This is a genomic window from Flavobacterium sp. CFS9, from assembly GCF_041154745.1.
Lineage (GTDB): Bacteria > Bacteroidota > Bacteroidia > Flavobacteriales > Flavobacteriaceae > Flavobacterium.
On sequence record NZ_AP031573.1, the window covers coordinates 4,603,414 to 4,623,799 of the forward strand.

Annotated in this window: 14 protein-coding genes; 7 read left to right on the top strand and 7 right to left on the bottom strand. The window is 37.3% G+C overall.

Annotation, left to right across the window (positions count from 1 at the left end):
- Positions 1–165: 165 nt before the first annotated feature.
- Both ACAM30_RS19440 and ACAM30_RS19445 read right to left on the bottom strand, forming a co-directional pair.
- Positions 166–1,590 carry a SusD/RagB family nutrient-binding outer membrane lipoprotein gene (locus ACAM30_RS19440; RefSeq protein WP_369616171.1) on the bottom strand — a complete coding sequence of 475 codons (1,425 nt, stop codon included), beginning with the start codon at positions 1,588–1,590 and terminating at the stop codon, positions 166–168.
- A gap of 12 nt (positions 1,591–1,602) precedes the next feature.
- Positions 1,603–4,794: a SusC/RagA family TonB-linked outer membrane protein gene (locus ACAM30_RS19445; protein ID WP_369616172.1), complete on the bottom strand. Its 3,192-nt coding sequence runs from the start codon at positions 4,792–4,794 to the stop codon at positions 1,603–1,605.
- A 655-nt stretch (positions 4,795–5,449) separates the two neighbouring features.
- Between ACAM30_RS19445 and ACAM30_RS19450 the strand changes: the two genes are divergently transcribed.
- From ACAM30_RS19450 to ACAM30_RS19460, 3 genes are all read left to right on the top strand, one after another.
- Complete coding sequence (locus ACAM30_RS19450) at positions 5,450–5,806, top strand: hypothetical protein (protein WP_369616173.1); 357 nt, start codon at positions 5,450–5,452, stop codon at positions 5,804–5,806.
- A gap of 226 nt (positions 5,807–6,032) precedes the next feature.
- Positions 6,033–6,617: a DUF3347 domain-containing protein gene (locus ACAM30_RS19455; RefSeq protein WP_369616174.1), complete on the top strand. Its 585-nt coding sequence runs from the start codon at positions 6,033–6,035 to the stop codon at positions 6,615–6,617.
- A 1-nt stretch (position 6,618) separates the two neighbouring features.
- Positions 6,619–7,077, top strand: a complete 459-nt coding sequence (locus tag ACAM30_RS19460) for a heme-binding domain-containing protein (RefSeq protein WP_369616175.1) — start codon at positions 6,619–6,621, stop codon at positions 7,075–7,077.
- A gap of 124 nt (positions 7,078–7,201) precedes the next feature.
- On the opposite strand, the gene ACAM30_RS19465 is transcribed toward ACAM30_RS19460, so the two are convergent.
- From ACAM30_RS19465 to ACAM30_RS19475, 3 genes are all read right to left on the bottom strand, one after another.
- The gene (locus ACAM30_RS19465) at positions 7,202–7,600 is read right to left on the bottom strand and encodes a DoxX family protein (RefSeq protein WP_369616176.1); all 399 of its coding nucleotides are present in this window, start codon (positions 7,598–7,600) and stop codon (positions 7,202–7,204) included.
- A gap of 133 nt (positions 7,601–7,733) precedes the next feature.
- Positions 7,734–8,171: a VOC family protein gene (locus ACAM30_RS19470; RefSeq protein WP_369616177.1), complete on the bottom strand. Its 438-nt coding sequence runs from the start codon at positions 8,169–8,171 to the stop codon at positions 7,734–7,736.
- 10 nt (positions 8,172–8,181) lie between these two features.
- Positions 8,182–8,589 (bottom strand): VOC family protein, encoded by a 408-nt coding sequence (locus ACAM30_RS19475; RefSeq protein ID WP_369616178.1) that lies wholly within the window; start codon positions 8,587–8,589, stop codon positions 8,182–8,184.
- Between the two features lie 259 nt (positions 8,590–8,848).
- On the opposite strand from ACAM30_RS19475, the gene ACAM30_RS19480 reads away from it, so the two are divergent.
- On the top strand, positions 8,849–9,829 hold the full coding sequence (locus ACAM30_RS19480; RefSeq protein ID WP_369616179.1) for a GlxA family transcriptional regulator: 981 nt from the start codon (positions 8,849–8,851) through the stop codon (positions 9,827–9,829).
- 145 nt (positions 9,830–9,974) lie between these two features.
- On the opposite strand, the gene ACAM30_RS19485 is transcribed toward ACAM30_RS19480, so the two are convergent.
- Positions 9,975–11,363 (bottom strand): hypothetical protein, encoded by a 1,389-nt coding sequence (locus ACAM30_RS19485; protein WP_369616180.1) that lies wholly within the window; start codon positions 11,361–11,363, stop codon positions 9,975–9,977.
- 388 nt (positions 11,364–11,751) lie between these two features.
- Between ACAM30_RS19485 and ACAM30_RS19490 the strand changes: the two genes are divergently transcribed.
- The 3 genes from ACAM30_RS19490 to ACAM30_RS19500 all read left to right on the top strand — a co-directional run bounded on the left by ACAM30_RS19490 (position 11,752) and on the right by ACAM30_RS19500 (position 16,685).
- A complete protein-coding gene (locus ACAM30_RS19490) occupies positions 11,752–13,359 on the top strand; it encodes a class I SAM-dependent methyltransferase (RefSeq protein ID WP_369616181.1) in 1,608 nt (535 codons plus the stop codon).
- Between the two features lie 704 nt (positions 13,360–14,063).
- A complete protein-coding gene (locus ACAM30_RS19495) occupies positions 14,064–15,596 on the top strand; it encodes a sulfatase-like hydrolase/transferase (RefSeq protein ID WP_369616182.1) in 1,533 nt (510 codons plus the stop codon).
- 57 nt (positions 15,597–15,653) lie between these two features.
- Positions 15,654–16,685 carry a hypothetical protein gene (locus ACAM30_RS19500; RefSeq protein WP_369616183.1) on the top strand — a complete coding sequence of 344 codons (1,032 nt, stop codon included), beginning with the start codon at positions 15,654–15,656 and terminating at the stop codon, positions 16,683–16,685.
- A 483-nt stretch (positions 16,686–17,168) separates the two neighbouring features.
- Here ACAM30_RS19500 and ACAM30_RS19505 read toward each other — a convergent pair whose 3' ends face one another.
- Positions 17,169–20,075 carry a S8 family serine peptidase gene (locus ACAM30_RS19505; RefSeq protein ID WP_369616184.1) on the bottom strand — a complete coding sequence of 969 codons (2,907 nt, stop codon included), beginning with the start codon at positions 20,073–20,075 and terminating at the stop codon, positions 17,169–17,171.
- Positions 20,076–20,386: the final 311 nt, after the last annotated feature.

Sequence of the window (20,386 nt, forward strand, 5' to 3'; positions counted from 1 at the left end):
TTTCGGCATTTTTTCATTGATAATCAACATTTTGAACTTAAATAGAAGATTCATCCTTTTTACAACAAACATTTTATACAAAAAAAGTTCAGAGAAAATTTTCTCTGAACTTTTATAAATTGATTATGGAAATATTTAAGCCGAGTAGCTTTTATGCAACACCTCTTACTTTGCGTCAAACCATAGTTTTGTAGTCAGCAAATCTCTTCCCTGAACAGATACAGCTGTTTGGTAGCTGGCTCCATTCAACGATTGCTCCGTTCCCGGATAAAAGAAACGAGAAGGAATCTGTCCGTTTAAAACGGTAGCCGGACCTGCTTTCAATACCGGATAGTCCAATCTTCTCCATTCTGCAAAAGCATCAAGACCTTGTCCAAAGAATGCGATCCATTTTTGAGTACCAATCGATTTGGCATAATTTGCTGCATCATACTTTACCGCTGCCTGATTCAGGTAATTTGAAATCGTTATGGCATCTGTAATTCCAAACTGATTGAACGATGCTGTAATGGCATTTTTGTACAATTGTTCTGCATCTCCGGCGATATAACCTCGAGCCACTGCTTCGGAAAGATTAAACAATACTTCAGAATAAGAAACAATTACAGCCGGTGATGACGAGGTTAAAAAATAAGCTCCGGGCTTTGATGTTTTAGCAAATCCCTGACTGTTGGCGTCACTGTTCGATAATCCGTTAGCACCTCCAACATATTTTCCAACACTTGCATCTGTTGGCAGCTGTGCGTAAACTGGTAAACGAGGATCCGAGAATTCGTTTAACTTATCCACCAGTGTTTTCGAAATACGGAAATCATCACGGGTTTCAAACCAGGCCGAAGCAGGATTTTGCTGAGGCGAACTGGTGAAAGTAAACTTAAAAGTTTCATTATTGTTGCTGATTACTCCGGCAGCATCTGTAGTGGCATCGATCGCCGCTTGTTTTGCCAGAGCAGGTTCTCTGTCTGAAATTCGTAATGCAATACGCAAACGAAGTGAGTTTACCAGTTTCTTCCATTTTGAAATATCACCTTTATAAACCAAATCTCCGGTTACGCTTCCACTTGTTGGATTTAGCAAAGACTGCGCTTGTTTTAAATCTTCCAGTAAACCGGTGTACACCTCTTTTTGTGTGTTGTATGCCGGAGTTACTTTTAAACCTGCTTCTTTATACGGAATGCTTCCGTAAGCGTCTGTAAGCAATAAAAATGTCCATGAACGCAGGGTTAACGCAATTCCTTTGTAATTTGGATTGGCTTGCTGATCCGGAAATTTCAGAATCGTATTCAAATCTGTAATCAAAGTGGCGTACCCTTTATCCCACAAAGTAGTGAAAGAAGTGTTCGATACGTCATATCTGTCCGGTTCTGTATACTGAACCTTCGCCCAATGCTGTACAAATAATAACGAGGCATTAAAGTTGTTGTCAGATCCCCAGTACAAATCAGCTCCCTGCTTTAACGTTCCGGTTAACAAGTAAGGCGCTAAAGGTGTTTCGGTTGCATTTGGATTTTTATTAATATCATCCAGAGTGTCACTACAAGAAGTAAGCGCTACCGCAAATAGTGTTATGTAAGCTATTTTTTTTAGCATGATTTCGCGTTTTTAAAATTTAAGATTAACATTCAAGCTGAAGTTTCTCGTAGTTGGCAAAGACAAACTCTCCAATCCCTGAGCATTTCCGGTGTTGAAAGCGGTTTCAGGGTCAATGTTCGGTGCATCTTTGTAAATGAATAAAAGGTTTCGGCCTACAGCAGTAATACTTGCTCCTTCTAATCCCAGTCTTCTGGCAAATTTCTTATTGAAATTGTATCCCAGTTTTATTTCTCTCAGTTTTACAAAAGTCGAGCTGTAAATATAGGCTTCACTAATATTGTAAGATGCTTTATGAAACTCCTGCGCACTAATTACCTGAGTATTTGGAGTTCCATCAGCATAAACCCCGTTAAAGAGCACTCCGTCATCATAAACTGTTACTCCGCTTGGTGCTCCACCGCCTGTTACCAATGTTTTTGGATTAGCTGTATTGTTGCCCGGATAGTAGTAATTTAAACCTCCGTTTGCTGCATCACGACCAGCCAAGGTCTCTGCCAGTACTCCGGTATAGGTACCTGTTCTGTTAGTTCCCGAAAAAATATCTCCGCCTACACTGGCATCAATAAGGAATGAAAATTCCAGATTTTTATAACTCAAAGTGTTGGTTATACCTGCTAAGAAGTCCGGAGTATAATGTCCTAATACTCGCTTTTGCGGATCAGCTTTCGGTAATCCGTTAGTGCCTACTACTATGTTTCCGTTTGCATCACGCTGATAGGCAGTACCATAAAGTGCTCCATAAGCCTGCCCTACCGACGCCAATACATCAACACCTCCTGATGTACCAATCGTATAATTTTGGATTTGTTTGTCGTAGTCCAAAATTTTTACTTCACTGATGTTTTTTGAATAGTTAACACCTACATTCCATTTAAAATTCTCGGTTTGAATCGGAGTTCCGTCTAACTGAACTTCAATACCACGATTGTTTATTTTACCCGCGTTGATTAACTGCGAATTGTAACCACTTGAAGCCGTTGTTTTGATTTCTAAAATCTGATCAAAACTGTTGGTATTGTAGTACGCTACATCTAAGTGCAGTCTGTTTTTCCAGAACGAAGATTCTATTCCCAATTCCGTAGAACGAGTGGTTTCCGGTTTTAAATTCTCATTAAGCTTTTTCTTCGCTGAAGTTTGAATAGGGTTTCCGTCAAATGCCGTTTGAAAATCGTAAACCGTAGACAATTGATACGGATCGGCATCGTTTCCTACTTCAGACCAGCCTCCGCGAAGCTTTAAGAAATCAAGTGTATTACTTTTCAAATTAAAGGCATCAGAAACTACAAAACTACCATTGAAGGAAGGATAGAAATAAGAACGGTTACTGCTTGGTAAAGTAGATGACCAGTCGTTACGGGCAGTTACGTTTAAATAAGCATAGTTTTTATACCCAAATTGTGCTGAAGCATAAGCACTGTATACTCTTAATCTGGATAGTGAATTGGATGAAGTCAACGGATCTCTTGAATTCGTTAAGGTATACAAATCCGGTACGGCTAAACGTGGCGCTTTCTGATAGTTATTGGCATCACTATGGTTACGAATATTGAATCCGGCAAGAGCATCCACACTAAAGTCTTCGGTTAGTTTTTTGGTATACGTAAAAATTCCTTCTGTATTTCTTTCATTTACCGTGTAAGCATCTTCTGCATAGGAACCAAATGGAGTTCCGTTTGTACCATACTTAATCGTGTATTTTCTGCGATCATTATAATAATCAACTCCGGTGCGGAATTTAAAATTAAGTCCGTCGATAATTTTGGCATCCAAATGAATATCTCCAATTATACGGTTACGCTGCTGGCTGGTAGTGTTGTAATACGCATTCCAATATGGATTGCTGTAATAGCTGTTGTTCCAGTTCACCTCTCTGTTGTTTCGAAGCTGGTCAATATCTACCTGACGTCCAAACCAAAGGAACTGCAACATCACACCTGCAGCACGGTTACCTTGCGGACCACCCGGAAGTGCCGGCGCATCGGTAACAATATAATTAGCAGTTACTCCTACTTTTATGTTTTTAGAAATTTGATAATTGGTATTAACTGTAAAGTTTGTTTTGTTTACTTCACTGTTAGGCACTGTTCCTAATTGTTTCTGATTGTTTATTCCTAAACGAAAATCTGATTTTTCATCTGATTTGGCTATCGATACGCTATTATCGTACGTAACACCAGTATTGAAAAAGTCTTTTACATTATTGGGATGAGCTACAAATGGTACTGCAACACCATTGGAATAGAACTGCGGAATAAGACGTCCGTCTAATCTAGGGCCCCAGCTTTCATCCACTCCATCATTGATTCCGCCACCTTTACCGTCTACAAAACTAAACTTACCGTTTGATCCTTGTCCGTATGAATTTTGAAATTTAGGTAAAGTAGCCACCTGAGAGATCGTGATTCCGGAATTAACGCTTATCCCCAATCCTTTCTGACTTTTCCCGGATTTTGTGGTGATAAGTACTACTCCATGTGCGGCACGAGAACCGTAAAGAGCAGCGGCATTAGGGCCTTTTAATACACTTAAGGATTCAATATCCTGTGGGTTTAAATCGGCAATCGCATTTTTAAAATCACGGGTAGTACCTCCGGTACTTCCCAGCTGTGAGTTGTCCACCGGAACCCCATCGACCACAAAAAGAGGCTGATTATTTCCGGAAATAGACGTTTCCCCACGAATAATGATACGCGAAGATCCCATATCACCTTGCGAATTGGTTATGCGAACACCCGCAAGTTTACCGCTAAGACTGTTTAGAAAATTGGTTTCTTTGGTGTCCGACAATTCTTTTCCTTTAACTGCTTGTGTGGTATATCCTAAAGATTTTTTTTCTTTTGTAATACCCAGTGCAGTAACCACCACTTCTGAGAGCGTATTTTGTTCCTGAGTAAGGTTAACCACAACTGGATTTTCATTGGCAATAACTTCCGCTTTTTTATAACCCAAATAACTGACAATTATCGTATAAGGAAGTTTTTGTCCGGTTTGAAAGTAAAATTTACCGTCCATATCCGTTACAACCCCGTGAGTAGTTCCTTTAATGTTTATTGAAGCACCAATAACGGGCTCTTTTGTAACAGCATCGATTACAATTCCTTCAAGTTTTGACTGGATTAGGGGTTTAATTTCCTGTGCTTTAATACCTATGGAAATCAACAAAATACATAATCCTATATATCTGTTTAATTTTTTTTTCATTACTTTGTTTCAGTTTAATACATAAGGAGCCCCGAAGTCGGATATACTCCGCTCGTGCTTTCCTTATAGAGATGTACAATTTCTTTAAGCTTTGCCATTTCTGTTCCCGCAGAAATGGTTCTTTTTCTTTAGCATCTACGCATTCGTTTCTTCATTTTTTTATTATTTTTGATTACTATTTTTTAAATGGGTCTGTGCAGGATTTCAATCTCAAACAAGGATTTCATCTCACCGGAATTATAGAATCAGATTAAAAAATTACTTTGCCATCAGCATACATTTAAAGGAAATGTATCTCCTATTAGTTCTCAATAACTGAAAACAGTAATCAATATTCTTTTCTATACTCTTTATCAATTTGTAATTTTTATATTCTACTAATTTGATAGAACAAAAGTATATTAAAATAACGAAAGCCAAAATTTTAACTCTTTTTTTTATATAAAAAATGTTAAATAAATCGACCCATTAATGATAACCAACTTATAATAAAATAGTTAACAAACAACAGTACTTCCGCTTCTGTGTAAGATTTTTTCTAAAATAATTCTTCAAAATGCAATTTGTTTTATACTTTCTTAAAAATTAGTTTTAACACTTTTAATTCATGTGCTTCAAAATAATATAAGTACTTTCGTCCCACACATTCTTTTTCATGAAACGATTTCACCTCATACTCATTGTTTTACTTGGTATCTTCCTGATGCCAACGACAACTGTTGCGTGTGAGAAACCTGCTGTGAAAGAGAAAATCGCTACAACTGAAAAGGACGATGACTGCTGCAAGATCAGCGGCTCAAACGATAAAAATCATACTAACAATAGCGGAAAATGCAAACGTTCTGCCTGTGGATGCGCGTCTTCCTGTAACGGAGGTATCATTGTTTTTGAGGAACAACATTCTAAAGACATTCTTTTTTGTACTTCTACTAAAAAGCAAAAGTTTCATAATTTAGAATCCCCTATTTCTTCGGGTTTTCAATCTCTCTGGTTAATCCCTAAAATAAGCTAATTGTATTTTTGACAGCCTATAGTGTGCCGAATCTTAATTCCATACACCAGCTGTATTCTATTCACTTTTTAAGTAATCATCAAACAAGACTTCGGTTTACGACCGCATGTTCTTGTTTCATAAATCTATGCAGATAAAACTGAAAAGTGATTCACAAAAATTTGCTGTAGTTCAATTTCCGAATTGCAGTACAACAAGAAAAAACAATTAATTAAAATTTAAACAAATGAAAAATATAATTCTCTCCACACTAGTCCTAGCATTGGTAATGATTTCCTGTAACAAGAAAAGCGAAGAAACCATAACAACAGATTCTCAAACGGATCCTCATTCTACACATAAAGAGAATGAAACCGATGCTGATACAGGAAAAATGCAAAACGGTCCGATTCAGGAAACGGTTACCAAATATCTGCAATTGAAAAATGCATTAGTGAAAGATGATTCCAAAGGTGCAGCAGATGCCGGAAAGGAATTATTTCAGGTTTTAAAAGGATTCGATACGAACTCGATAGAGGCTAAATTGAAAACAGAATATATTGAGATTGCAGAGGATGCCAAAGAACACGCCGAACATATAGGTGAAGCCAGCGGAAACATCGTGCACCAAAGAGAACATTTTGTAATGCTGAGTAAAGATGTAAATGATATCATAGAACTACTTGGAACCACGCAAACTCTATATCAGGAATATTGTCCAATGGCCAACGAAGGTAAAGGTGCTTTGTGGATCAGTGAAACAAAAGAGATCCAAAACCCTTATTATGGTGCAAAAATGCTGGATTGCGGCTCGGTGAAAAAAACAATGTAAAATGAAATCGCGTGCCAAAAAAATAGCCTTCATTGGAATCCTTATTTTTTTGCTCCTGCAATTGTACCAGCCTGCCCGAAATTCTGATTACGGGCAGGTTAGTACGGTTTCTATTGCTAAAGTTCATCATGTTCCTAAAAATGTTGAAGCCATTCTGCAAACTTCCTGTTATGACTGTCACAGTAACAATACCCGTTATCCCTGGTATTCTAATCTACAGCCCATACGGAGTTTTATGGAAAATCATATCGAAAAAGGAAAAAATGATTTGAATTTTAGCAAATGGGGAGAATATTCGAAAAGAAAACAAGGAACTAAATTAAACCGCATCATCAGTCAGATAAAGTCTAACGAAATGCCTTTAAGTTCCTATATTTTGATTCACAGAGATGCTGTACTTAGTGCGGCTCAGAAGAAAGAAATTATCGACTGGGCGGAAAAATTAAATGATAGTATCTAAACGTTACATTTAATAAACCGGACAGGTTTCAAAAACCTGTCTGGTTTAATATAAAGAAATAAAAAAATGAGACAACCTTTTAGCTTAGGCGTCTCATTTTATATCGATAGTTTGCAACTTTTTTTTATTGCAGCTGATATTTTTCCGAAAGTGCATAATCGTATTCATTTAGTTTGTGATATAATTTATAGGAAATCACCAATATACCCAGGAATATCAAAGGCAGTATCGCCTGAAATCCAAAGCCGTCAACAGCGAAATGGCTGATACTCGCAAATATAAATACAAAGCCAAAACCGGTATACGCCCATTCTTTTGCAAATTTTGGTGCTTGAGGAATGATTACTGTCAGAGCTCCAATTATTTTAAAAACCACCAATGCGTTACCGAAATAGGCCGGATATTGCATGTGTCTTATTCCTTCTTTAGCCAGTTCAGTCTGTGAGGTCAAGGCCGGAATGACTCCTTCCATAATAAAAATGATGATCGTTGTAGTCCAGAATATAATTTTATCTTTTTTCATGATTTTAAAGGTTGTTGGTTGATAGTTGTTGATAGTTGTTGGTTGATAGTTCTTAGTTATTGTTATTGTTATTGTTAGTTCTCGTTAATAGTCAATGTAGAGTTTTTATCCGATTGGGTATAATTATCAAAAACTAATTACACCCAACAGATAAAGATTTTTTTTCTTCGCACGAGTAACAGAGCATCCATTGATGTCCGAACTTATCCGTGAGATTTCCGAACAAAGCTCCGTAAAAAGTCCTTTCTAACGGATGGGTAGCCTGACCGTCTTTCGATAAGTCAGCATAAACCTTTCGGGTTTCTTCTTCGCTGTCAAACGTGAGCATCATCGAGAAGGCATTTCCCTTTGTCAGGTTTTCGGGAGCCATATCCGATCCCATAATGGTCAAAGTATTGCTTTTAAGGGTGGCGTGCAAAATACATCTTTTCATTTTCTCCGGCAGCTGTTCGCTTAAAGGTGAATCGGCTATAGTTTGCAGATCGAGTTCGCCGCCAAGACATGCTTTGTAGAACAACATCGCCTCTCTGCAATTACCGTTAAATGTTAAATAAGAATTAAGCTTTGCCATTTTAATAGGGTTACTGTTGTGGAATTTTCGCCAGATCCATATACAGAACTTCCCAAAGGTGTCCGTCTAAATCTTCAAAACTGCGTTGCTGCATAAAACCATAGTCTTTTGGCTCAGCAGTTTCTTTACCACCTGCTTTCAGGGCACTATCGATCATTTCATTCACTTCGTCTGTACTGTCTACTGACAAGGAATTAATTACCGCAGCTTTCTGGAAAGCATTACCGATTTCTTTGTTGGTAAACTCACTGAATTTATTGTGAGTCAGTAACATCACATAAATTTCTTCGGTTAGAACCATACAAGCTGCTGTTGCATCTGTAAACTGAGGATTGTTTGTAAATCCGATTGCTGTGTAAAAAGACATTGCTTTTTGTAAATCTGCTACCGGCAGATTGATGAAAATTTTCGTTGCCATTTTGTGTGTTTTTTAAGTTGTTAATTGATAGTACAAAGATGGAGCAGAAATAACAGAATCCACCTACACAAAAACGACAACAAAAAGGGCATTTACGACAAACTATCTTTATCTTTGAAATTGCATTGAAATCAATTGCTGTATTGCTATGATTCCGATAAAGTGTTGTACTCAACAGTCAGCCAAGAAAAATCAAGGGCTCAGCAACTGCCAGTCAATTGTAAATCTTTAACCTGATTTGATCTAACCTATAAAAACCATGATAAAAAAAGTAAGTATACTTGTGCCTGAAAGTTCGGTTCTACAGGCAATTGCAGATCCACAGTATTTATTTTCGGCTGTAAATCAATTTATGACCGCCTCAGGCAAAAAATTATTGTTTGATGTACAATTAGTAGGTTTAGAAAAAGAAGTAAAACTGAATAACGGATTGTATTTGGTCAATACTTCTCAGCTCACAAAAGAGATCACCTCCACTGATTTGATTGTAATCCCTGCCTTATTCGGAGACATGAAAAGCGCCATTGCTCAAAATCAACAACTATTGCCATGGATCAGCGAACAATATCATAAGGGTGCCGAAGTGGCATCACTATGTGTTGGAGCGTTTTTGTTAGCCTCTACTGGTCTGCTAAACGGAAAAAAATGCTCTACCCATTGGGGTTTTCAAAATGAGTTTAGAGAAATGTTTCCCGAAGTAGAAGTTATAGATGGAAGTATTATTACCGAAGAACACCGCCTTTATTCCAGCGGAGGTGCTCATTCTTACTGGAATCTGTTGCTCCATTTGGTCGAAAAATATACCGACAGAGAAACTGCTATACTCGCCTCTAAATACTTTGCCATCGATATCGACAGAGACAGTCAGGCTTCTTTTGCTATGTTTCAGGGACAAAAGAATCATAACGATGAGGCCATTAAACAGGTACAGAATTTTATTGAAGAGAATATTCAGGAAAAAATCACCATTGATGAATTGGCCGAAATGGTATTACTGGGAAGAAGAAGTTTTGAAAGACGATTTAAAGCCGCAACCAACAATTCAGTTTTAGAATATATCAATCGCGTAAAAATTGAGTACGCCAAAAAAAGTTTCGAGACCAGCCGTAAAAATATCAATGAAGTAATGTATGATGTGGGTTACACCGATACAAAAGCATTTCGAACCATTTTTAAGAAAGTAACAGGATTAAATCCGTTGGAATATCGTAACAAGTATAATAAAATGGCGGTTAGTTAATGTCTTTCTTTCCTAGCAAACAATATCTACTTTAAGAAGGTTATTAATTAAAAAAACTTCCAAGCTTTCGATGCTTAGAAGTTTTTTTATTAATAGCAGAGGAAATCAACCCACTGCAAATATTGATTTGTAACAATTAATAAAACTATTTTTTCTCAACAGCCTCTAATCTTTTATTCAGTATTTCAATGGTTTGCTTTAACTTCTCTGTACTTTTCTGTTGCTCGATAGTATACAACGTTAATTCTTCAATCTTTTGCAATAATTTGATATTCATTTCAGACAAATTAATACCTTCTTTTTGCATTTCCTGAGCAGAAGCTATTTCAGGTAAATGTTTGTTCTCTTTGATATATTTGTCAACAGCTTCCAAAGACGGTAAATTGTAATCTTTTTCAAAAACAAAATCGGCACCTGCGTCTACCGTTACTTTTACCTCTCTCGATGCTATATTTCCTGCTACAGTAAGCAATGATGTAGGATTTGTTGTTCCTATCCCAACATTGCCCTTTTCAAAAGTCCAGTTTGCATCTCCCGATCCAGAAGAAAAGGCACTTGTAAAATTAACTCTTTGCGAATTTGCGGTGGTTATATGTTCAATTAATGCTCTACTATTCACCGTGCCATCATTTGTATAAAATGAAAGTATCTGTGTCCCGTATGTCTTACTAAATAGCTCTACTTTTCCAAAGATGGGCGAACCTCCAATACCTAGCTGATTATTCCCCAACAATACCATTAGCTGTTTAGGAGTGGTTTTATTAGCCCCTCCAAACCATCTAAAACTTGTTCCTGCCACAGCCTGATTGGCACAAAAATCCAAACCGCCTCGCGGACCATTCACTGCAAAACCATAATTTATAAGGCTGTCTTCATATAAACTTAAAGTTTGTGGGTCGCCAAGAACAGTGGATACTTTACTTAATGATAACTGTGAATTAGGTGTAAGTGTCCCTATTCCTACATTCCCCTTTTCAAAAGTCCAGTTAGCATCTCCCGAAGCAGAAGAAAAAGCACTGGTAAAATTAACTCTCTGTGAATTTGCGGTAGTTATATGTTCAATTAATGCCCTGCTGTTTACTGCACCATCATTTGTATAGAATGAAAGTGCCTGTGTCCCATATGACTTACTAAACAATTCTACTTTTCCAAAAATAGGTGAACCTCCAACACCCAACTGATTGTTACCTAACAATACCATTAACTGTTTTGGTGTGGCTTTATCAGCTCCTCCAAACCATCTAAAACTTGTACCTGCCACTGCCTGATTAGCACAAAAATCTAAACCTCCATGTGCCCCATTTACTGCAAAACCATAATTTGCAGGTCCTTCCTCGTATAAACTTAGAGTTTGTGGGTCACCAAGTATAGTAGACACTTTACTTAATGACAATTGTGAATTGGGTGAATTTGTCCCTATTCCCACATTGTTATTACCAGATACTCCCTGGATAGTACCATTAGGAGTATAGATTTGAGCCTTAGCAAATGTCACAAATAGCAGAGTAACTGCAGAAACGAATTTCATTTTCATATTAAAGTTTAATTTTAATTCTCAACGATTTTTGTTTTATTACTATTTTATAGAGAATCAATTCTTTGACTCTTAACCAAATAGATCTATTTTCTAGGATTTATTCTTTAGAAGTAATTTCATGCAAATGTATCTCTTTTTAAAATTTATTCCTCAGTAAATTAAGTTTCTAACTCAACTTATTATTTAAGAAGCATACTTCCTAACTATAGATAGCATTTTAATAACTTGATAATCATCCTGTTTTAATCTATAAAACATTTTTAACCCAAAACATACTTTTACGATGTTGTTCAGTCGGACAGTTTTAAAATTTAGCAATAGACCTAAATAAAAAATATCGATTTAAAAAAAATCACTATTTTTAACTAACCTTCAACCTTTTTCTATGACCGATAAATCACAACTTCGAAGTTCTATTTTCAGACACCTTGACGGCCTGGCTGTTGCTCCGGTTGCAGTTGCACTACAAAACCACAAAGTTTTAGAGTATATTCTAAATCAAAAGCAAGTACGACTATCACAGTTAGCTACTGCTTTTAAAGCAAATGAAGGTTACCTGAATGTTGGTTTGAGAGTTCTGGCTTCTCAGGGCTTTTTAGAATACGAAGTAAATAATCGTACACAGGAAATAACAATCACCGTAAACGAAAAAACAGCAATCGCTTTTTCGCTGTTTCATCTTTATCAGGATGTTGTTGATTTACTCCAATTCTCCGGGCAGTTTCATCCGAGACTTTTTGACGACATACCCTTTGAAAAACTCAATCTTATTTTTGAAAAATATAAAAAAGGATATGGAATCGAACCTTCTGATGATCCTTTGAGAAATAGTCTTCAGGAACAGATTTTAAAACACATAGAAGGACATTTGATTGGTCCGACAATTGTACGTCTGGCCATGAAAGGCATGTTTCACAAATACTTTATGGAAACTTCATTTCAACCTGAAGAGTTTCATAAATCACCGGAAAACTTTAAAAAAATACTGGACTTTTTCGTACATCTGGGATGGTTTTTGGAAAAAAACGGCAATTATCAGTTTACCGAAACTGGTTTGTTTTATGCCAAAAGAGCCAGTGCTTATGGTGTTACGGTTTCTTACTTGCCCACCTTTACTAAAATTGAGGAATTGATTTTTGGTGATCCGGCAGTTTTAAGAATGATAGCCGATGGTGAAAACGAAATTCACGTGGATCGGGAAATGAATGTATGGGGAAGCGGCGGTGCACACGACACTTACTTTAAAGTGGTGGACGAAATTATTGTCGCGCTGTTTAATTTACCTATCGAACAACAACCTAAAGGAATACTTGACATGGGTTGCGGTAATGGTGCTTTTTTACAGCATATTTTCGAAGTTATCGACAGACAGACTTTACGTGGAAAAATGCTCGACGAGTACCCTTTATTTTTGGTTGGTGCCGATTATAATCAGACAGCTTTAAAAGTTACCAGAGCCAATCTTATTAAGGCTGACATTTGGGCAAAAGTGATTTGGGGCGATATCGGAAATCCTCAACTGCTATCGGATGACCTGAAAGAAAATTATAATATTGATTTGAAAGATCTGCTTAATGTAAGAACTTTTTTAGATCACAATCGAATTTGGACAGATCCGAAAAACAGTAACAAAGACAGGGTTAGTACCTCAACGGGTGCATTTGCTTACAGAGGAAAAAGAATCAGCAACAATCTGGTCGAAGACAACCTTCTCGAACATTTACAAAAATGGTCTCCTTATGTACGTAAATTTGGCTTACTGCTGATTGAACTGCATACGATCGATCCCAAACTGGCAGCCGTTAATATCGGAAAAACTCCTGCAACGGCTTACGATGCTACTCACGGTTTCTCGGACCAGTATATTGTAGAGATCGACGTTTTTAATAAAGTTGCCGCAGAAGCGGGATTATTTCCGGACCAGGCTATTTTTAAACGCTTCCCGGATGCCGATATCGCTACAGTAAGTATCAATTTATTAAAGGGAAACTAAAAACCCGCGACTATTATTTTATACCTCTTGAGTATAATTCATTTTAACACATAGAAACATAGGTTTAGTAACCGTAAAGAGGCATTTCACTTCACTTAAATACACAGAGTACTAATTGAAAAGAATGCATTTCCTTACTTGTTTTTTTAGATCTAAATTTATATTTCTATGTGATTAATCATTCTTTATTGATTAAACTTAACGCATCGGGTTATTTAAACATTAATGCAGCCGTTTAGTTTAATTTACCCTCTAACCCTCAGATTCTTAACTTTTTCAACACTTTGAGGGTGGATAATCACTCCTATTTACTTTTATTGCTTCATACACAAAAGCCACTTTAATAACAAAATATCTTTCTAATTGAAGTCCTTCAGATTATTGAACACTTTATACTTTTTAAAAATTAGATAAACTACTACAAAACAGGTATTTATACGTAATTTAAATCTGCTTAGTTATTGTAATTTTATTCTTATTAATCGAATTCAGCACTACCCTACAGTATCGTCTACAAGCCTTTTGCAATTTATTTTGTTTGAACATTATATTGAAAAAGCACTGCTGTCATTTTCTCTTCACGCCTGAATTTTATACCATAATCAATCCGTCTTTTGAAATATTTCAAACTGACCCAACGATATGAATTACCAATTCCTATAACAATAATTGCATTTTTTATTAACCCCTTAAAACCACAAACAATGAACTTAAAAGAAAAACTTAAAGAAATTGGCCAAAAGCCGGACATGATTTTAATTATTACGGATGAGCAGCGCGCTACTCAACATTTCCCACCGGGATGGGAGGAAGAAAATCTTCCCACACTGACTTTTCTAAAGAAGAATGGTTTTAGCTTTGACCGCGCATTCTGCAATACCTGCATGTGCTCCCCTAGCCGTTCGACCTTATTTACAGGTTTATACCCTGCGAAACATGGTGTAAGTCAAACGTTGACTGTAGGCGGCCTGTTGTCGCCTCAGGAACCTACGCTTAGCAATAAACTGCCTAATATTATGAATACGCTTTGGGCAGATGGATATGATGTGCAATATAGAGGAAAATGGCACATGAGTAAAGGTGTTGCTCCTAATGGTACGAAAACAAATTATGATGATTTAACTCCTGCTGACATTTCTTTATTTGGTGCTATGGGCTGGGTGGCTCCGGATGCCGGTGAAGATGTGAACCCTCTTAATTTTGGTGGCGGCTACGCTAATCACGACGCCAGATACACCGCCGAGGCCATCCAATATCTAAAAGAAGTGAGAGCGCAGCGAGCTGCAGGAAATCATAAACCTTATTGTTTGATTCTTTCACTCGTAAATCCTCATGATGTACTGGCTTATCCTAATAGTGCGGGTACATCAGGATATCATCCGGACAGTTGGCTGGGCAGAGAAATAGGACTCCCTTCTACAGTTAACGAAAATTTACTCCAAAATAAAAAACCTATGGCGCAGGAACAAATTCTGATTAATATGGCTTTAAGTCTTGGAGCGATCAATAGTACAGAAGACAAACTGAATTATATCAATTTTTACGGTTATTTGTTAAGTCATGCCGACAAGCAGTTCGGATACCTGATTGACGAATTGTACAGAGAAGATGAATTCGGCAAAAAACTGGCTGATTCGGCTCTGGTTACGATGACATCTGATCACGGAGAAATGGGACTCGCCCATGGCGGATTACGTCAGAAAACTTTTGTCGCTTACGAAGAAGCTTTAAGAGTTCCGCTTGTCATATCCAATCCGATATTGTTTAAAGACCATCCGATCAAACAATCTATGGCTTTAGCAACCTTAGCAGATATTTTTCCAACTTTTATTGATATTGCTAATGTATCCAATCCGCCAACGGGGCTTGCGGGTACCAGTTTACTTCCTATAATGCAGGACAACACTCCTGTTCAGCACAGTATACTGTTTACTTATGATGATATCAAAGCAGGCTCTAACAGTACGTGGACGATCGTAAGAGCTGCGAATCGCATTCGCTGTATCAGAACCGAAAAATGGAAATTCGATTATTATTTTGATGCCGCTACGGCCTACTTCAAACAATATGAGTTATATGATTTAGTTAATGATCCGTTGGAAATCACAAATCTAGCCTACGATCCGGCGTACAGTGAAATCAGACACGAATTAGAAGAACAACTGCATCAGCTGGAAGTTGAAAAACTTTGGGTAAATGCACCAAAAGATGTTTATAGTACAACAACGTTTAACTAAAAAACAGCTGCAGAACACAGTTCCAAAAAATAAAGTAATAATCAAAAAAAAAAAATTATGTCAGAAAATATAAATCTGGAAGTCAATACGGCAAAGTATACGGGTTTCAATTATCCTAATGGCGGAGAAACCAGCATACAAGGCGTAAGAGGCGTAACAGGATCTGAAAATGTATACATTTCAGGCAGTTTAATAGGCCTTAATGATATTGTTCAGGGCTTAATTTATGAAGGACCACTTAATGGAAGCGGTAATCAGGGCAAATGGAACATTGTAAATTTTCCAAGTACATCAACGGCAACGGTTATCAATACCTCTTGTTACGGCCCTAACAACGGGCATCATGGCAAAGTACAAATAGTGGGCTCCTATAAAATATCTGCCTCTTCGGGTAAAGCTCCAAGCGGAAATCTTGGTTTTTATTACGAAGGTCCGGTAGATGGTTCAGGAACCTGGATTCAGGTGTCGCCAAATGGCGGTAATACCAATAATGTATTTGTTCATAGTATAATGGGCGGAATCGCTGTTGGGAATTATGATGTGGAGAACGACAAGAATGGATACGCATTTCTGTATGATGTTATCACTAAAGAATACATCGATTTTAAAATTCCGGATTCCTTAACGACTACTTTGTACGGTATCTGGCACAATGGCGGTGATCATTATACTATGGCAGGTGGTTATTCGAGTGCTAAACTAGGAGAAATAAGCCAGGCTTTTCTGGTGGATTATAATTCCAAAACAAAGCAAACGAATAATTTAAAATCGTTTAGTTACAAGAATGAAACTATACTGTCTGTAGTTACACATTTTGAAGGCATCACTGCATCCAAAGACAATGGTTATCATATGCCGTCTGACTGGATTAGTCTTAACGGAAAAGATATGGGAGCTTCCTTTGTTGCTGTAAATCGAAATTCAGATGGTTCATTTGGAGAAGCTAACTGGATCGATATTGATTTTCCGGATGCCGACAGTACAAGTGCTAATACTGCTTATCAAAATAGCATTTTAGGGGTTTATACAGTCAAAGATGATTCGGGTACAGTTACAGTGTCTTCGTATGTTGCAAAAGTTCATCCGTGAAAATAGAGCCATAATCATCTAAGCTGAAAATTTTAACGCAAAGTACGCTAAGAATTTTAGCTGTATTACGCTTAGAAAAACAAAGTTCGCAAAGCTACATCTAGACAAAGCTTTGCGGACTTTATGTTTTTATATAAAACCTTGAGCATGAAAAAACTTAGCGTACTTTGCGATTAAATACCAAAGCAACTCTGCTTCCATTTGAAGCTGGAAATTTTAACGCAAAGCACGCGAAGAATTTTAGCTGTATTACGCTTAGAAAAACAAAGTTCGCAAAGCTATCTCTAAACAAAGCTTTGCGGACTTTATGTTTTTTATATATACTGTGCATCAAAAAAAACTTAGCGTACTTTGCGTTTAAATGCCAGAATTTGCAAAGCTTTTCTTTTATAAAAAAAGAAATCGTCTCAAATTTTACCTTGAGACGACTTTCTTCATTTTCGTACACTCATTTAAAGTAATAAGCGTTTCAACAGAAAAATATTAGTTTTTAATTATTTTTCTGGTCACTACTTTTCCTTTTTCAGAGATAAACTGAACAATATAAATTCCGGGAGCTTGTTTGGAGATGTTCACACTAAACTCTTTTTGTTTATTTGTTTTCTCTTCAAAAACAACATTATTAAAAACACTTGTTATTTTTAATGTTCCCTGCTCCTCACTATTTACGGCTATTTTAAATACTCCGTTTGTTGGATTTGGATAGATCGCAACAATACGAGATTCAGGAGCTTCAACAAGTGACGTGGCTCCGGCTTTAGTATTCGGTTTAGCTTTTACCAGTGCAAAACGCTCTCCTCCTTCAAGTTCTCCGCTTCTGGCATCTTCCTGAACAAGGTCTAAGGTAATTTGCTCCTCAACAGGGAAGTCTTTTGCTACTTTGAAATCAAATGTGATTCCGAACGTTTCATCAATATCAATTGGTAAGTTTGCTATGGATGCTTCTCGGGAAGTAATCAGGATTTTATTTTTATCTAAAATCTGCACGCCTTTCAGACTTCCGTTGGCCTGTGCTCTTTCAAATAGTTTTGGATCCAGTGTAGCTTCAACTGTACCGCCCAAATCAAAGAAATTATTCTTAAACTGTTCGTTAAATCCTCTGTCTATAAATCTCACATTGATATTTTTAGATCTGATTCCTCTGATGAATACTGCAGTTGGAGGTACAAAATCAGTGGTATTCAGGTTATAAACACTTAAATTTTTCCAGGCAATATTGTTATTATTTTTGGTATTTACACCTATACCCACATTATTTTGCTCATTAAACATAGGATCTTCAGATGATTCTATTCTCGCTGCTAAACAGAAGTGATGTATGTCGTAAGTGAAATCAGCTGGATTTGGCGGATACCAAGGAATAACTACTGTAGCATTACCACCTGCTGCGATTGCCGGAATAGCAACTTCTCCAATATAGTCACCATGCAATACAGTGCCTACATAAAAATTAACAAAGTTGGTAGGCCATGTTAATCCTGAGGAAGCTTTTGCAAAATACAGTTTCACTTTTCCGGATGCACTAGGAACTGTTCCTTTGTTGTGAACTTTAACATACACGCCGTTTGGAGAGCTTAATTTAAATTCAGGATTTTCATGTGTAGTTCCTCCATCAATAGTTTGTCTTACCCAAATATCATCACTGATCCACATAGGACCAGAATCCGGATTTGGCTGTAATCCCACATCAAACGGTCTGTCTTTAATATAAAGATCCGGTATGGTAATTCCGGTTACCACTGTGGAGAAATTCTGACTTCCATTGACCAAACTTCCTTTGTGCGTTACGGTTATGGTATAAGTTCCCGCAGCACCAACAATTCGGATACGCTCAAAAGGATCTCTGGTATTGTCACCCAATCCGTTTGTGGTTGCGGTAAGCAATCGGTATGGAAAATTAGTTCCCGCTCCATTAGTTACACGAATGTCTAAATCGTTTATCAATTTAGCTGTACCAATATTTGGCGTACTTCCTGAATAAGCAACGCCGGCAGGATCTGTCCAGGAAATAGAAGCAATTAATGGATTAACTCCATCTGAAGTTACTGATAATGTATAAGTACCTCCATTTACTAATGTACTTTCCTGAACGATAGATGCTGTTCCGTTTTTGGTAATGGTTTCTGCTGCAAATTTTGCATTCAGTAAACCCCATCCAAAAATAGCGTCAGGTCCAACAGCTCCCGCATCGTCAGCTGTATGCAGCGCCAATCCTTTTAGAGTGGCAGCACGCATAAAGTTTCCGGTCAGATTTTTATAATGCTGTTGCAGCAAAAGTAACGTTCCGGTCACGTTTGGAGCTGCCATTGAAGTTCCGCTGGCATTACCATAACTGCTATTGGTTAATGGTGTTACCGGATTTGTAAGTGTGGCTGTGGAATAAACGGAAGTTCCGTTTCCGGCAAGATCCGGTTTAATTCTCAAATCGTCTGTAGGTCCCTGACTGCTGGACCCGCTAATGGTAACGCTTGTTAAAGATCCTGTTGAACTTATCACAGCGTCATTAGCGTTAGCAATCACCAGATTGTTTTTAGAGGTAGAAAATCCTGTAAGCTTATCATAAGCTGCAAAACCTCCTAACGGACTTGTATTTGCAGTGTTATCACCACCATCATTTCCGGCCGATTTCACCTGCAGGTAATAAGGAGCATTAAACATCAGATTGTCCCAGTCTCTGGCAGTAGTCTGATAAGCGCCAAACTGCCACGGAGCTATCAGAACTGTTCCGGAAGAGTTTCTTGTAGCCCATCCATAAGAATGATTGGAGATTAACATTCCGTTTGCCGCTGCTATAGTAGCTTCAGACAAATCGTTAGTCCATTCGTTAGTTCTGGCATTTCCCTGAAAGGCCATTCCTTTGGATGCCGCTACAGTACCTGCTGCAACAATGGTACCCGTTACGTGATTGGCGTGTTGACTGTTGTTGCTTCCGGCAACAATGGCAGTAACTCCATCATTAATTACTACTCTTCCGCCAAACTCATTGTGAGTTGGAAGTGTAGCACCACCATCCCAAACATAAGCCGTCATATTTTGTCCGTTAAGGTTCAGTCCTAAACCACCACCGGAATTCAAATAATTAGCTCGTGTGGATTTTGCTGCATTTACATTTTCAGTAGCGAAATAAATAGGTGTTTTTCCATCAGCACTTACATCCACTAATTCGCTCGTAGTTCCATTTTTATTACTAAATGAAGTACGCCAGCCATTAGCTTTTGCAAGATTACTAACTCTTTGTTTGTTTTGATCCGCTTCGGATTGGTATCTCTGACTCAATGACTGAAGTTCAGACACGTTACTTCCGGACCTAATTTTTGCAATATCATTCTGTGTTTGTCCATAAGTAGCTCCACAGACACACAGTAACATAATTTTGTATAAATTTTTCATATAATTTGATTAAGGGGTGAATCATTCTTTATATCTCAAAAATCTTTACAAATAAAAAGGGGGGCTTCTGGTTTCCATAATTGAATAGTTTAAAGGTTAAAGAATTGGTAGAATATTGTAAGGTTTAACTCTTCGGTAAGCCTATCTATACAAGTGCTATTTACCTACAAATCCGATATAGTTTGTAAGATTTTATTTCAAGGATAACAAAACTCGTTAAACTAAATCAAGTACAAAAGAGTATAAATACCTGATTTTAAATCGATTAATTAAAAACAGCTTCTTGAACAAATAATCATTAAGATAAATCA